The sequence below is a fragment of the Micromonospora chokoriensis genome, from assembly GCF_000718555.1.
In the GTDB taxonomy this organism is placed as follows: Bacteria; Actinomycetota; Actinomycetes; order Mycobacteriales; family Micromonosporaceae; genus Micromonospora; species Micromonospora chokoriensis_B.
Map to the genome: position 1 here is coordinate 85,654 of NZ_JOAN01000011.1, position 13,983 is coordinate 99,636.

Below are 13,983 nucleotides of genomic sequence, written 5' to 3' on the forward strand. Positions count from 1 at the left end.
TCAGCCGCCCGGCCGCAGCTTCGGCAGCACCTCGGCGCCGAACGCGTCGATGAAGCCGCGCTGCTCCTGCCCGACGTGGTGCACGGCGATCTGGTCGAAGCCGAGCTGCGCGTACCCCTCCAACCAGCCGACATGCCGGCCCAGGTCCGCCGAGACGTTCACCACCTCGGCGACCCGCTGCGCCGGCACGTCGGCGGAGACCACGTCGAAGTGCTCGACGGTCTCCAGGTCCCAGCAGACCGGCGGGGCGAAGACATTGCTGCGCCACTGGTCGTACGCGATCGCCTCGGCCTGTGCCTGCTCCGGCGCCCAGGAGACGTGCACCTGCAGGTGCAGCGGCCCGCGTCCACCCGCGTCCCGGTACGCGTCGATCATCTCGCGCAGGTGCGCCACCGGGGCGTTCACGGTGATCAGCCCGTCCGCCCACTCGGCGCACCAGCGGGCGGTGGCCACGCTGACGGCGGCGCCGACAAGCGCGGGCGGCTGCTCGGGGCGGGTCCACAGCCGGGCCCGGTCGACCCGGACCAGGCCGTCGTGGCTGACCTCCTCGCCGGCCAGCAGGGCACGGATCACGTCCACGCACTCGCGCAGCCGGGCGGAGCGGAGGTCCTTGCGGGGCCACGGGTCGCCGGTGATGTGCTCGTTGCTGGCCTCGCCGGTGCCCAGCGCGGCCCAGAACCGGCCCGGGTACATCGCGCCGAGGGTGCCGATCGCCTGCGCGATGATCGCCGGGTGGTAGCGCTGACCGGGTGCGTTGACCACGCCGAACGGCATGCCGGTGGCCTGCAACGCCGAGCCCAGCCAGGACCAGGCGAAGCCGGACTCGCCCTGCCGGGCGCTCCACGGCGAGAAGTGGTCGGAGCACATGGCGGCGTCGAAGCCGGCCCGCTCGGCATGCATCACCGCCTCCAGGAGGGCGCGCGGACCGATCTGCTCATGCGAGGCGTGGAACCCGAACGACGTCATGGGCGCACTTCCTACCCACGACGGCACCGGCTGATGCGTGCCGTGCCCGACCTACTCGGCGTGCGCGCCGGCACCGGCCGAGGCGGCGCCCTCACCCACCCAGACCGTCTTGGTGTTGCAGAACTCCCGCATGCCCAGCGCCGACAACTCCCGCCCGTACCCGGAGTTCTTCACCCCGCCGAACGGCAGCTCCGGGAAGGACGTGGTCATCCCGTTGACGAAGACGTTGCCGGCGTCCAGGTCGGTGGCGAAGCGCTCCTGCTCGGCCGGGTCCCGGGTCCAGGCGTTGGAGCCGAGCCCGAAGCTGGTGCCGTTGGCGACCTCGATGGCCTCTTCGTACGACGACACCCGGAACAGGCTGGCGACCGGGCCGAAGACCTCCTCCGACCACATCCGCATCTGCGGGGTGAGGTCGGTGACCACGGTCGGCGGGTAGAACCAGCCGTCGCCGGCGGGCACCTCGCCGCCGCAGAGCACAGTCGCGCCGTTGTCCACCGCGTCGCGGACCTGGGCGTGCACCTCGTCGCGGCCCCGCTCACTGGCCAGCGGACCGACGTCGGTGTTCGGGTCCATCGGGTCACCGACGCGCAGCGCGGCCATGTTCGCGGCGAACTTCTCGGCGAAGGCGTCGAAGACGTCGGTGTGCACGATGAAACGCTTCGCGGCGATGCAGGACTGGCCGTTGTTCTGGCAGCGGGCGGTGGTGGCCACCTCGGCGGCCCGGTCCACGTCGGCCGAGGGCATCACCACGAAGGGGTCGCTGCCGCCGAGTTCGAGGACTGTCTTCTTCAGCTCCCGCCCGGCGATCTGCGCGATGGACCGACCGGCGGACTCGCTGCCGGTGAGCGTCGCGGCGCGGACCCGGGGGTCGCTAAGGATCCGGTCGACCGCCTCCGAGCCGACCAGGACGGTGGTGAAGGCCCCCTCGGGGAAGCCGGCCCGGCGGAACACGTCCTCCAGCAGCAGCGCGGTCTGCGGCACGTTCGAGGCGTGCTTGAGCAGGCCGGTGTTGCCGGCCATCAGCGCCGGGGCGGCGAAGCGCATCACCTGCCAGAGCGGGAAGTTCCACGGCATCACCGCGAGCACGACGCCGATCGGCTGGTAGCGGATGAACGCCCGGGTGGCCTGCACGGCGGCGGCGTCCGCCGGCTCGTCGGCGAGGAACTCGGGCGCCTTGTCGGCGTAGAAGCGGGCGGCGGTGGCGCACTTGGTCACCTCGGCCTGCGCCGAGACGTACGTCTTGCCCATCTCCGTGGTCATGATCCGCGCGATCTCGTCGCGCTCGGCGTCCAGCAGGTCGGCTGCGGCGCGCATCCACCGGCCGCGCTGGTCGACGGTCGTCTGGCGCAGTTGGTGGAACGCGAGGTCGGTGCGCTCGATGGCCCCGTCGAGTTGCTCGGTGGACATCGCCTCATAGGTCTTGAGCACCTGTCCGGTGGCGGGGTTGGTGGTGGCGATGTGGGGCATCTCGTCCTCCTGTCACTCGAACAACGAGTGTCGTACGCCCGGCTCCTCGCGGCGGCGCGCCGCGCGGCGACGCTGGATCACGACCAGGTCGACCACGGCGACCACGGCGAAGATCGCGCAGAGCACGCCGAGCCAGGCGATGCCGGCCCAGAACGCCAGCACCGCGAAGACCACCATGATCACCAACCCGAAACCGGCGAGGGTGAGACGGAGGTTCAGCGCGCTGTTCGCGTGGCCGACCGTGCCACGGGCGCGCCGGGGCTGCGATCTCGTCATGCCCAGGGACCTACCCCCGATCGGCCGGGTTAACCGGCGCCACGCGCTCCCAGACCCGGGTACGCCGGTGTGCTCCGGCACATCCGTTCGCCCCCGCGGCCTCGCCGACGCACGATGGGCGCATGTCAATGACCCTCGCCGTGCCGGTGACCGTCTCCATCGCCCGCCGCGTCGACCCCGGCCGGGCCAGTGAGATGGTGGCCTGGATGCGGGCCGGCACCGCGCTGGCCGAGGCGTTCCCCGGGTTCCTGGGTGCCGGCTGGGTGCAGAGCGGCCCCGGTTCGCCGGAGTGGCACATGCTCTACCGCTTCGCCGACGCCGAGACACTGAGCCGGTGGGAGGAGTCGCCGCAGCGGCGCTGGTGGCTCAGCTCGGCGCAGGGCATCGTCGAGCACACCCGCATCGAGCGGCGTACCGGGATCGAGGGCTGGTTCGACCCGCCGCTGGAGCACTCGGTGGACCCGGTGGAGCCGATGCCGCCCGCATCGCCGCCCCGGTGGAAGCAGGCGGTGACCATCTGGCTGGCGTTCTTTCCCCTGAGCCTGACCGCCACCCTGCTGACGAGTCACTTCCTCGACGCGGTGCCGCTGGCGGCCCGGGTGTTGCTGATGACGCTCTGTCTGACCCCGCTGATGACCTATCTGGTGCTGCCCCGGATCACCCGGGCGTTGCACTGGTGGCTGCACGGCCAGCGTGCGCCCTGGCGGGGCGTATAGCACCCTGACGGCATCCACGTCGGCGCTCTGCCGCATACCCGACAGCAACTTCCCGGCAAACCATCTCCTGCGCATAGAGTTACCGCGCTGTCGCTCTGTGCTGCGGGAACGGGAGACGTCATGCCTCGACGCTGGGTCGCCGCCCTGGCCTGTCTCGCGGCGCTGGTCGCGCTCGCCTGCGAAGGCGGCAACTCCGCGACACCCCGCCCCACCACGAGCGCCCCGCCGTCGACCGGGCCGGGCGGCATCGCCGCGCTCGGCGACTCGATCAGCACCGGCTTCGCCTCCTGCCTGGTGCTCACCTCCTGCGAACGCAACTCCTGGTCGACCGGGGACGGGCTGCGGGTGCGGAGCCACTACCGGCGGCTGCTCGAGGAGAATCCGGCGATCCGCGACCGGACGTACAACCATGCCCGTCCCGGCGCCCGCGCGGACGCTCTCGTTGGTCAGGCCCAAGCGGCGGTACGCGACCGCGTCGACTACGTCACCGTGCTGATCGGCGCCAACGACGTCTGCCGGGGCGGGGTGGACGCCATGACGCCGGTCGCGCAGTTCCGGGCCGACGTCGACCGAGGGCTGCGGGTGCTGCGGACCGGCCGGCCGAAGGCCCGGGTGCTGGTGGTGAGCATCCCCGACCTGTACCGGCTCTGGGAGGTCGGGCACGACGACGCCCGGGCGACCCGGGCGTGGCGGCGCGGCATCTGCCCGGCCCTGCTGGCCGAGGCGACCTCGACCGCACCCGCCGACCGGGCTCGCCGGGCCGCCGTCCGTGACCGCATCGACGCCTACAACGCCGAGTTGACGGCGGCCTGCCGGGCGTACGGGTCACGGTGCCGCCACGACGGCGGCGCGTTGCACAAGGTCCGGTTCACCCTGGACCAGCTCAATCCGCTGGACTGGTTCCACCCCAACGCCACCGGCCAGGACCGCATCGCCGAGGTGACCTGGCGCTCCTCCGGCCTGGCCGGCTGACACCCCGGACGGGCCGTCAGGGCTGGCGCGGCTCCGGGACGGCGCTGCCGCGGGAACGGTAGAGGGCCCGGGCACGCTGGGCCAGATCCTTTGTAGCCGACGAGTTGGCCCAGGTGCCGAGCACGACCGCCGCACCAGGGACGATCTTGGCAACCATCCGCTTGGCGGCCCGGACGCCCGCCATCTGGGCCAGCCGGATGCCAAGGTGCAGCATGACCCGACCGAGCGGACGCTGGCCGCCGAGGCCGAAGAGCGCGTCGGCGCGTTCCCGGCCGGCAGCCACGCCGAGCGCCAACCGGGCGCTCTCGGCGACCTTGTGCACCCGCTGAAGCACCAGCAGGTCGGTGGCCCGATCGTGGTGCAGGGGGTCGACGTCGTACGCGGCGGCGATGTGCAGCGCCATCCGCGCCTGGGTCCAGGCCAGCACGCCCACGTCGATCACGGCGCCGGGCAGCCCGGCCACTCCGGAGACCGCGCCGGAGAGACGGGCCAGGTTGACGAACTTGCGGGCCGCCTGGTCGGCCAGGACGTCGGCCGAGACCCCGGGCTGCTCGGCTCGGGCGCGGCCGACCCACTGCACGGCCTCCGGCCCGAGGCGGCGCACCGCCTCCAGGGCGAGGTGCTCCGGCGCGTACTGCGGGTCGTCCCGCATCCGGTCCCAGAGACGGGCCGGCGGACCCTCGGGGGCGTCCACCGGCCCGGCCGGCAGGCTGACGGACGGTTGTGGAGTAGGGGTGGCGGGCTGGCCGCCAGCGGGTGGGGTGTCGGTCACCAGGTCTCCCCAGGGGTGGAAACGGTGGGCAGGGCGGCCGATGGAGCGGTCAGCGGCGGCGGTTGGACAGCTTGGCCGCCAGCCCCTTCAGCTTCTGCTGGTTGCCCGGCTTGGCCATCTCTCGACGACCTCGCTCGACCAACTGCTGCCCCTTCGGTGATCTCAGGAACGTGGTGATCCGCTGCATCAGTGACATGGCGTCCTCCTGTCGGTGATCCCGTAGTCATGTGTACCCCGAACCCGCAACACATGTACCCGGGATGCGACAGCCTCAACCCTGACCGTCCATAGTGGGCGGTAGGTTACCGCCCTGCCGGCACGATGGCGTCGACCACCCGGGTCGCCCGCCACTCGTGCTGCTGGTAGTACTCGGGGTAGGCGGAGACCTGCACCGCCTGAGCGGCGTCGGTGAGCCGCATCCCCTGCCAGCCGGGCACCTGCTGCAGCGCGGTGAGGAACTGCCGGGTGGCGAACTCGGGGTCCATCAGCCGCCCGACCGGGCCCCAGCCGCTGCTGGAACGCTGCTGGAACAACCCGACCGAGTCATGATCCCAGCCGACGCCCTGGTGCGGATAGTCCTGTGACTCGGGCAGCACGCCGCTGGCCACGTTGTAGAGATTGCTCTCCTGCATGGCGGTGGCCACCGCGATCACCAGAGCCCGGCGCGGCACCCCCATCTTGCGGCCGGCGCGGACGATCGCCTCAGCGTTCTCCATCTGGTCCTCGTCCAGCCCGGCGACGGGCGCCGGGTCGGTCGGACGGGCCGGGGCGACCTTGCGGGCCGGCGCGGTGGTGTCCGGGTCAGCGGGGCTCGCCGCGACGGACGGGGCAGCGGCGGACGTGCTCGGGGCCGCCACGCGTTCGAGGCCACGGGAGGCGCGCTGCTGCTCGGCGCGCTGCGCCAGCTCGGAGCTGGAGAGGGACCCACCCCGAGTAGCCGCGTCGGCGTCCTCGTTCCGAACCTGGGCGACGGCGGCCAGACCGAGGCAGCACACCACACCGGTGGCCAGCGCCACCTGCGCCCGGCGTCGACCGGCCAGGTCCCGGGCGTACGCCCGGAGCCGGCTCGCGGCAGTTGTCCGTTCGGTTGAGGTGCCATCCTCCGTATCGGTAGTGGGGCTGCTCGGGGCGTACGGGTCGTCGAGGGTGCCGTCGTCACGCATCAACCGAGGCTAGGCAGGTGGAAACCCCGATCACGCACGGTGATCACGTGGTACTCGACACAGAACTGGCCCCTACTGGTGGACGCCCCGGGCGGGTCGACCCGCCCGGGGAACGGACCTCGCGTACCGGATGAAGCTGGCGTCGCACGCGGACCGGCACGGCCGGGACAGGGCTGGACATCGGGCCCCCGAGCCTGACTTGATCGACAAACTCGGCCTTTGGGCCGAACCACCCCTCCACCGATCGGCCAAGAGGGTCGGCCCGGTGGCGTAAACAGGCGATTAGTCCGGTCGTGCCCACCAGCCGGCCAACGGATCGCCCGGCGCAGGAATGCGCCAGGATGGCGGGTACGTTGCCCGAACGGGTGCCCTCCGTCGCGACGGCACCCCGCAGGCACATTTCAGGGAGGTCCGCACCTGTGCTCGACCCACACGAGCTCTACCAGCTCACCGACGACTTGCCCGACCTCGGGCAGCCGGTCCTGATCCAGGCCCTCACCGGGTTCGTGGACGCCGGAAACGCCAGCCGACTGGCGCGTGAGCAGCTACTCACCTCGCTGGAGGGTCGGCCGATCGCCACCTTCGACGTCGACCAGCTCTTCGACTACCGATCGCGACGACCGGTGATGACCTTCGTCGAGGACCACTGGGAGAGCGTCGACTCCCCCAAGCTGGAGCTGCACCTGCTCCAGGACGACGACGAGACCCCGTTCCTGCTGCTCACCGGCCCCGAACCGGACCTGCAGTGGGAGCGTTTCGTGGCCGCCGTCGCCGGGCTCGCCGCCCGGCTGGACGTCCGGCTCACCGTGGGGCTCAACTCGATCCCGATGGCGGTCCCGCACACCCGGCCGACCGGGGTGACCGCGCACGCTACCCGCCCGGAGCTGATCAGCGGCTACGAGCCCTGGCTGCAGCGCGTCCAGGTGCCCGGCAGCGTCGGTCACCTGCTGGAGTTCCGCCTCGGCGAGCAGGGCCGCGACGCGCTGGGCTTCGCCGCCCACGTGCCGCACTACGTGGCGCAGACCGAGTACCCGGCCGCCGCCGAGGTGCTGCTCACCTCAGTGTCGCGCAGCACCGGGCTGCTACTGCCCGGCGACGGGCTGCGCTCGGCCGCCGAGGTGGTCCGGGTGGAGATCGACCGGCAGGTCGCCCAGACCGAGGACGCCGCGGCCCTGGTCCAGGCCCTGGAGGAGCAGTACGACGCGTTCGCCCGAGGTCGGGGCGAGAAGAGCCTGCTCGCCCCGGATGCCGGCCCGCTGCCCACCGCCGACGAACTCGGCGCGGAGTTGGAACGGTTCCTGGCCGAACAGACCCGTCCCGGCGACACCCCGGGCAGCTGACCCGGCGTCGCGGGGGCGAATACGGCAGGCTGGGGGTATGCGCCTGGCGACCTGGAACGTCAACTCGGTGAAGGCCCGCCTACCCCGGCTGCTGCAGTGGCTGGCCGACACCGGGCCGGACGTCGTCTGCCTCCAGGAGACCAAGTGCCCGGACGGCGCCTTCCCGGTGACCGAGGTGGGCGAGCTGGGCTACACCGTGGCCAGCCACAGCGACGGCCGGTGGAACGGGGTCGCCATTCTGTCCCGCATCGGGCTGGACGACGTGCGGGTCGGGTTCGCCGACGAGCCCGGCTTCCCCGAGCCGGAGGCCCGAGCCATCTCCGCCACCTGCGACGGAGTGCGGGTCTGGTCGGTGTACGTGCCCAACGGCCGGACGCCGGACGACCCGCACTACGCGTACAAGTTGGCCTGGTTCGCGGCACTGCGCGACGCGCTGGAGGCCGAGCTGGTCGGCGGGTTGCCGCTGGCGGTCAGCGGCGACTTCAACGTCGCCCCGACCGACGCCGACGTCTGGGACCCGGCGGTCTTCACCCACTCCACCCACGTCACCCCGGCCGAGCGGGCGGCCCTCGCGGCGCTGCGCGACCTCGGCCTCAGCGACGTCGTGCCCACCCCGATGAAGGGCCCGCACCCCTTCACCTACTGGGACTACCGGGCCGGCATGTTCCACCAGAACAAGGGCATGAGAATCGACCTGGTGTACGCGTCCGCGCCGTTCGCCCGCGCGGTACGCGGCGCGTACGTGGACCGCGAGGCCCGCAAGGGCAAGGGCCCCTCCGACCACGCGCCGATCGTGGTCGACGCCGACCTGGTCCCTGCGGTCGAGGCGTTCTGAGTGGCTAGGGTGGGCAGATGGCAGTCGTGAAGATCAACGCAATCGAGGTCCCGGCCGGCAGCGGCGCGGAGCTGGAGAAGCGGTTCGCCGCCCGGGCCGGCGCGGTGGAGAACTCCCCCGGTTTCCTCGGCTTCGAACTGCTCCGCCCGGTGGCCGGCGAGACCCGCTACTTCGTCTACACCAAGTGGGAGAGCGAAGAGGCGTACCAGGCGTGGGCCGCCGGCCCCTCGCGCGCCGCCCACGCCGCCGCCCCCGGCGACAAGCCCCGTCCCCCGGTCTCCACCGGCGCCAGTCTGCTGGAGTTCGAGGTGGCCCTGCACGTCCCTCAGCCCTAGCCATCTTGATCGTGCTCGATCCTGGATCCAGTCCCCTCCCCGCAGGGCGAGACCACTACATCCTGGTTCGAGCACGATCTTGAGCGGCTCGGCCCTGACCGACGAGCGGCCTGGGCGGGGTCGATTCAGGACTTGCGGGAGGACTGCAGGGTGGCGAAGGCGATGACGTTGTCGGCGTAGCCGGTGCGGCCCCCGATGAACTGCCCGCCGCAGGTGATCAACCGCAGCCCGGGTGGCCCGTCGTGACCGTAGATCCGCTCGGCGGGTAACTGGTCCTTCGGGAAGTGCTCGACGGTGTCGACCCGGAACACCACCACCGACTCGTCTGCCCGGGCCACCTCGATCAGGTCGCCGGGGTGCAGCTTGCCCAGGTCGTAGAAGACCGACGGGCCGGTCTTCGTGTCCACGTGCCCGACGATCACCGCCGGGCCGGGTTCACCGGGTGTGGGCCCACGGTCGTACCAGCCGGTCTCGTTGTGCCGTTCCAACGGCGGTACGGCGATCGAGCCGTCGCGCGCCTGCCCGACTGGTGCCACCGGCGCGGCCACCTTGATCGACGGCACCGATAGGCGAACCGGACGACTGGCCGACAACCCGACCGACTCACTGCGGGCCGGCCGGTCACCGCCGGTCGGGGCCAGATCGAACGGGCCGACCGAGCGGCCCAGCCCCGCCCCGGTGGCGAAGACACCAGCCAGCACCAGCACCACGGCCACCGGTACGGACCAGGGGCTGCGGCCGGGCGGCCGACTTCGTCGAGGGGCGACTGCGGTCGGTGGACGCGCGGCCACCGACGGGCGGTCGGGATCCAGCGGACGGTCGGGATCCGGCCAATCGTCGTCCAGCGGCGGACGCACATCATCGGGCGGTGAAGCCGGACGACCGGCAAACGGCTGCCGGTCACCATCGGGCGGTGAAGCCGGACGACCGATGAACGGCTGGCGCGCACCGTTGGACGGCCCGGCGGGACGGCCGGGCGACGGCTGGCGGTCACGATCGGGCGGCGGCGTGGGGCGGAAGATCTCCATGGCGGGCTCAGCGACGCGCGGCGGCTCGGGGGCGGCGCAGCGCCAGCACGGCGAGGACCAGCCCGGTGATGGTCAACGCCGCGCCGCCGGGCAGCAGCAGCTTGCCGGTCATTCCGCCGGTGCCCCCGCCGAAGCCGGTTGCCGGACCCCGACTGGGCTGGACGGGCACCTTCTTGACCACCTGAAGCATGGTCGAGGCGGTCTCGCCGTCGCGGCACTCCAGCTTGACCCGGTAGTTGCCGGGGCGGGTGCGTTCGCGCACCATCGGCGCGGCGGTGAGCCGGCCGCCCTGCGGCTGCACGCCGATCTCCCCGAAGGCGTCGGAGACCACGGTGGCGCCGACCGAGTTGTCCCGACAACTGGCCCGGATGCCGACCAGGTAGCCGGGCTGCACGGTGCTGGGGCTCACCTCGACGAAGATGTCCACCGCCGGCGTCGGTTGGGGTGCGCCACCGGGTGGCCCCTCGGGCTGCGGCGCAGGCGCGACAGCGACAGCGACAGCCCGCTCCGGCACGGCGAGGGCGGCAGGCACGGCACGAGCGGCAACCCGCTCCGGCGCGGCGAAAGCAGGCGCGGCGGCCAGCAGCGGGCCGGCGAGGACGGCCACCACGGACAGGGTCACGACGCCACGGGAAACTGTCACGATGCCCCCTTCCGACGCCGTGCGGCCGGGACGGGCAGCGGAGCACCCGACCTGCCGTACCAGTTGGATCCTCTCATTTCCGGTCGCACATCACATCCGATTCGTCGGCGGCTTCGCGTAGGCTCGGGTCGCTGTGAGCGCCATCGACCATGACCCCGCCGTCCCGCCCGCGAGCCGGACGATCCGCACGTTCCACCCCCGCCGGGGTCGGATGAGCGACCGGCAGACCGACGCGCTGGGCCGGCTCTGGCCCGCGTACGGCCTGGATGTGCCGGACGGCCCTGTCGTGCCCGTCGACCTGGCCGACCTGTTCGGTCGCCGGGCGCCGGTGGTGCTGGAGATCGGCTCGGGCATGGGCGACACCACCGCGATGATGGCTGCCGCCGACCCGGATCGAGATTATCTGGCGGTCGAGGTGCACACGCCGGGAATCGCCAACCTGCTCGACCTGGTGGATCGCGGCGGCCTGCGCAACGTGCGGGTGGCGCAGGGCGACGCGTTGTCCCTGGTCAGCGGCTTGCCCGAGGGTGTGTTGGACGCCGTGCACGTCTTCTTTCCGGACCCGTGGCCGAAGTCGCGCCACCACAAGCGGCGGATCATCCAGCCGACGCATGTGGCGCTGCTGCGGTCCCGGCTGCGACCGGGCGGGATGCTGCACTGCGCGACCGACTGGGCCGAGTACGCCGAGGCGATGCGGGAGACCCTGGAGGCGGACCCGGAGCTGGTGGACGCGTACGGCGGTTTCGCGCCGCGGCCGGCGCACCGGCCGGTGACGAAGTTCGAGCGGCGGGCGATCACGGCCGGTCGGCCGGTGGCGGACCTGCTCTACCGCCGACGGTGACCGGCGAAACGCCCGAACACGAGCATGTCTGGGCGTTCCGGGCGCCCGGACGGGGGTCCGGCGGAAGCCGGGTTGGCGTAGCGGGGCATGATCCAGGCACCATGGACAGGCTATGACGCTCACCGCCGCGCTGCCGACAAGCGCCGACCCCGACACCCTCTTCGACGCGTTCGCCGGTTGGGCGAAGGAGCGCGGCCTCGACCTCTACCCCCATCAGGAAGAGGCGGTCATCGAGATCGTCTCCGGCGCCAACCTGATCATGAATACGCCCACCGGCTCGGGGAAGAGCCTGGTGGCCATCGCCGCGCACTTCGCGGCCCTCGCCGACAGCCGGACGACCTTCTACACCGCGCCGATCAAGGCCCTGGTGTCGGAGAAGTTCTTCGCGCTCTGCGAGGTCTTCGGCGCCGAGAACGTCGGCATGCTCACCGGCGACGCCAGCGTCAACGCCGACGCCCCGATCATCTGCTGCACCGCGGAGATCCTGGCCAATCTGGCGCTGCGCGAGGGCGTGAAGGCCGACGTCGGCCAGGTGATCATGGACGAGTTCCACTTCTACGCCGAGCCCGACCGGGGCTGGGCGTGGCAGGTGCCGATCATCGAGCTGCCGCAGGCCCAGTTCATCCTGATGTCCGCCACCCTGGGAGACACCACCCGCTTCGTCGACGACCTGACCCGGCGCAACGGACGGCCGACCGCCGTCGTGCGCTCGGCGGAGCGGCCGGTCCCGCTCATCTTCTCGTACGCGATGACGCCGCTGCACGAGACACTTGAGGAGCTGCTGGAGACCAAGCAGGCCCCGGTCTACGTGGTGCACTTCACCCAGGCCGCCGCGCTGGAGCGGGCCCAGGCGCTGACCAGCGTCAACGTCTGCACCCGCGCCGAGAAGGACATGATCGCCGAGGCGATCGGTGGTTTCCGGTTCACCGCCGGTTTCGGCAAGACGCTCTCCCGGCTGGTCCGGCACGGCATCGGCGTGCACCACGCCGGCATGCTGCCCAAGTACCGCCGCCTGGTGGAGACCCTCGCCCAGGCCGGCCTGCTCAAGGTCATCTGCGGCACCGACACCCTGGGCGTCGGCATCAACGTGCCGATCCGCACCGTGCTCTTCACCGGCCTGTCCAAGTACGACGGAGTCCGTACCCGGCTGCTCAAGAACCGGGAGTTCCACCAGATCGCCGGGCGGGCCGGCCGGGCCGGCTACGACACCATCGGCCGGGTCGTGGTGCAGGCACCCGAGCACGTCATCGACAACGAGAAGGCCCTCGCCAAGGCCGGTGACGACCCGAAGAAGCGGCGCAAGGTGGTCCGCAAGAAGCCGCCGGAGGGCTCGATCGGCTGGGGCCAGCCCACCTTCGACCGGCTTGTCGACGCCGAGCCGGAGCCGCTGACCTCAAGCTTCCAGGTCAGCCACTCGATGCTGCTCAACGTCATCGGCCGGCCCGGGGACGCGTTCACCGCGATGCGGCACCTGCTCACCGACAACCACGAGGAGCCCGCCGCCCAGCGCCGGCACATCCGCCGGGCCATCGCCATCTACCGGGCGCTGCGCGCCGGTGGGGTGGTCGAGGAGCTGCCCGAGCCGGACGAGACCGGCCGACGGATCCGGCTCACCGTCGACCTCCAGCTCGACTTCGCCCTCAACCAGCCGCTCTCCCCCCTCGCGCTGGCCACCATCGAGCTGCTCGACGCCGAGTCCCCGTCGTACGCGCTCGACGTGCTGAGCGTGATCGAGTCGATCCTCGACGACCCCCGGCAGATCCTCTCCGCGCAGCAGTTCAAGGCCCGCGGTGAGGCGGTCGCCGCGATGAAGGCCGAGGGCATCGAGTACGAGGCCCGCATCGAACTGCTCGACGAGGTGACCCACCCGAAGCCCCTGGCCGAGCTGCTGGAGGCCGCGTACGAGATGTACCGGCAGGGGCACCCCTGGGTCGCCGACCACCAGCTCTCCCCCAAGGCCGTGGTCCGCGACATGTACGAGCGGGCCATGACCTTCACCGAGTACGTGCAGTTCTACGGGCTGACCCGCTCGGAGGGTCTCGTCCTGCGCTACCTGGCCGACGCGTACAAGACGCTGCGCCAGACCGTGCCCGAGGACGCCAAGACCGAGGAGCTGATCGACCTCATCGAGTGGTTGGGCGAGCTGGTCCGCCAGGTCGACTCCAGCCTCATCGACGAGTGGGAGCGGCTGCGCAACCCGTCCGACGTGGCCGAGGTGGCTCAGGCACACGCCGCCCTGACCGACCGGCCACCGGCGGTGACCCGCAATGCGCGGGCGTTCCGGGTGCTGGTGCGCAACGCGCTGTTCCGTCGGGTCGAGCTGGCCGCGCTACGCCGCTGGGACCTGCTCGCCGAGTTGGACGCCGAGGACGGCTGGGACTACGACGCGTGGGCCGACGCCCTGGGGCCGTACTTCGAGGCGTACACCTCGCTTGGGGTTGGTCCGGACGCCCGAGGCCCGGCGCTGCTCATGATCGAGCAGGGCCGGGAACGGTGGACCGTCCGGCAGATCTTCGACGACCCGGACGGCGACCACGACTGGGGCATCAGCGCCGAGATCGACCTGGCGGCCTCGGACGAGGTCGGCGCGGCGGTCGTCCGGATCACCGACGTCGGCCAGCTCTGACGC

Annotated in this window: 15 protein-coding genes; 7 read left to right on the forward strand and 8 right to left on the reverse strand. The window is 71.9% G+C overall.

The genetic code is table 11. The features are described 5' to 3' along the window. The 3 genes from IF46_RS0116180 to IF46_RS0116190 are packed head-to-tail and all read right to left on the reverse strand — an operon-like array spanning nucleotide 1 to nucleotide 2,709. Nucleotides 1–966: a TIGR03885 family FMN-dependent LLM class oxidoreductase gene (locus IF46_RS0116180; RefSeq protein WP_030489179.1), complete on the reverse strand. Its 966-nt coding sequence runs from the start codon at nucleotides 964–966 to the stop codon at nucleotides 1–3. A gap of 51 nt (nucleotides 967–1,017) precedes the next feature. Beyond that, the gene (locus tag IF46_RS0116185; protein WP_030489180.1) at nucleotides 1,018–2,433 is read right to left on the reverse strand and encodes an NADP-dependent succinic semialdehyde dehydrogenase; all 1,416 of its coding nucleotides are present in this window, start codon (nucleotides 2,431–2,433) and stop codon (nucleotides 1,018–1,020) included. A 12-nt stretch (nucleotides 2,434–2,445) separates the two neighbouring features. Further along, entirely contained in the window at nucleotides 2,446–2,709 is a 264-nt protein-coding gene (locus IF46_RS0116190; protein WP_030489181.1) for a DUF6343 family protein, read from the reverse strand. Between the two features lie 122 nt (nucleotides 2,710–2,831). Between IF46_RS0116190 and IF46_RS0116195 the strand changes: the two genes are divergently transcribed. Both IF46_RS0116195 and IF46_RS0116200 read left to right on the forward strand, forming a co-directional pair. Then, a complete protein-coding gene (locus tag IF46_RS0116195; RefSeq protein WP_030489182.1) occupies nucleotides 2,832–3,425 on the forward strand; it encodes an antibiotic biosynthesis monooxygenase in 594 nt (197 codons plus the stop codon). Between the two features lie 120 nt (nucleotides 3,426–3,545). Further along, nucleotides 3,546–4,397 carry a GDSL-type esterase/lipase family protein gene (locus IF46_RS0116200; RefSeq protein ID WP_030489183.1) on the forward strand — a complete coding sequence of 284 codons (852 nt, stop codon included), beginning with the start codon at nucleotides 3,546–3,548 and terminating at the stop codon, nucleotides 4,395–4,397. A 16-nt stretch (nucleotides 4,398–4,413) separates the two neighbouring features. Here IF46_RS0116200 and IF46_RS0116205 read toward each other — a convergent pair whose 3' ends face one another. The 3 genes from IF46_RS0116205 to IF46_RS0116215 all read right to left on the reverse strand — a co-directional run bounded on the left by IF46_RS0116205 (nucleotide 4,414) and on the right by IF46_RS0116215 (nucleotide 6,332). Continuing rightward, nucleotides 4,414–5,169 (reverse strand): EcsC family protein, encoded by a 756-nt coding sequence (locus IF46_RS0116205; protein ID WP_030489184.1) that lies wholly within the window; start codon nucleotides 5,167–5,169, stop codon nucleotides 4,414–4,416. Nucleotides 5,170–5,218: 49 nt separating this feature from the next. Then, a complete protein-coding gene (locus IF46_RS34795; RefSeq protein WP_198041451.1) occupies nucleotides 5,219–5,365 on the reverse strand; it encodes a hypothetical protein in 147 nt (48 codons plus the stop codon). Nucleotides 5,366–5,471: 106 nt separating this feature from the next. After that, a complete protein-coding gene (locus tag IF46_RS0116215) occupies nucleotides 5,472–6,332 on the reverse strand; it encodes a hypothetical protein (RefSeq protein ID WP_030489185.1) in 861 nt (286 codons plus the stop codon). Nucleotides 6,333–6,751: 419 nt separating this feature from the next. On the opposite strand from IF46_RS0116215, the gene IF46_RS0116220 reads away from it, so the two are divergent. Genes IF46_RS0116220 through IF46_RS0116230 form a run of 3 tightly spaced genes read left to right on the forward strand, consistent with a single transcriptional unit; the run spans nucleotide 6,752 to nucleotide 8,842 of the window. Continuing rightward, the gene (locus IF46_RS0116220; protein WP_030489186.1) at nucleotides 6,752–7,672 is read left to right on the forward strand and encodes a proteasome assembly chaperone family protein; all 921 of its coding nucleotides are present in this window, start codon (nucleotides 6,752–6,754) and stop codon (nucleotides 7,670–7,672) included. 37 nt (nucleotides 7,673–7,709) lie between these two features. After that, nucleotides 7,710–8,507: an exodeoxyribonuclease III gene (locus tag IF46_RS0116225; RefSeq protein ID WP_030489187.1), complete on the forward strand. Its 798-nt coding sequence runs from the start codon at nucleotides 7,710–7,712 to the stop codon at nucleotides 8,505–8,507. Between the two features lie 17 nt (nucleotides 8,508–8,524). Continuing rightward, complete coding sequence (locus IF46_RS0116230; RefSeq protein WP_030489188.1) at nucleotides 8,525–8,842, forward strand: antibiotic biosynthesis monooxygenase family protein; 318 nt, start codon at nucleotides 8,525–8,527, stop codon at nucleotides 8,840–8,842. A gap of 125 nt (nucleotides 8,843–8,967) precedes the next feature. Here the strand turns inward: IF46_RS0116230 and IF46_RS0116235 are convergent, their stop codons facing one another. Continuing rightward, nucleotides 8,968–9,633 carry a class F sortase gene (locus IF46_RS0116235; protein ID WP_030489189.1) on the reverse strand — a complete coding sequence of 222 codons (666 nt, stop codon included), beginning with the start codon at nucleotides 9,631–9,633 and terminating at the stop codon, nucleotides 8,968–8,970. Nucleotides 9,634–9,877: 244 nt separating this feature from the next. Then, the gene (locus IF46_RS0116240) at nucleotides 9,878–10,516 is read right to left on the reverse strand and encodes a hypothetical protein (protein ID WP_030489190.1); all 639 of its coding nucleotides are present in this window, start codon (nucleotides 10,514–10,516) and stop codon (nucleotides 9,878–9,880) included. A 208-nt stretch (nucleotides 10,517–10,724) separates the two neighbouring features. Between IF46_RS0116240 and trmB the strand changes: the two genes are divergently transcribed. After that, the gene (gene trmB / locus IF46_RS0116245) at nucleotides 10,725–11,354 is read left to right on the forward strand and encodes a tRNA (guanosine(46)-N7)-methyltransferase TrmB (protein WP_051723969.1); all 630 of its coding nucleotides are present in this window, start codon (nucleotides 10,725–10,727) and stop codon (nucleotides 11,352–11,354) included. Nucleotides 11,355–11,466: 112 nt separating this feature from the next. After that, on the forward strand, nucleotides 11,467–13,980 hold the full coding sequence (locus tag IF46_RS0116250) for a DEAD/DEAH box helicase (protein ID WP_030489192.1): 2,514 nt from the start codon (nucleotides 11,467–11,469) through the stop codon (nucleotides 13,978–13,980). Nucleotides 13,981–13,983: the final 3 nt, after the last annotated feature.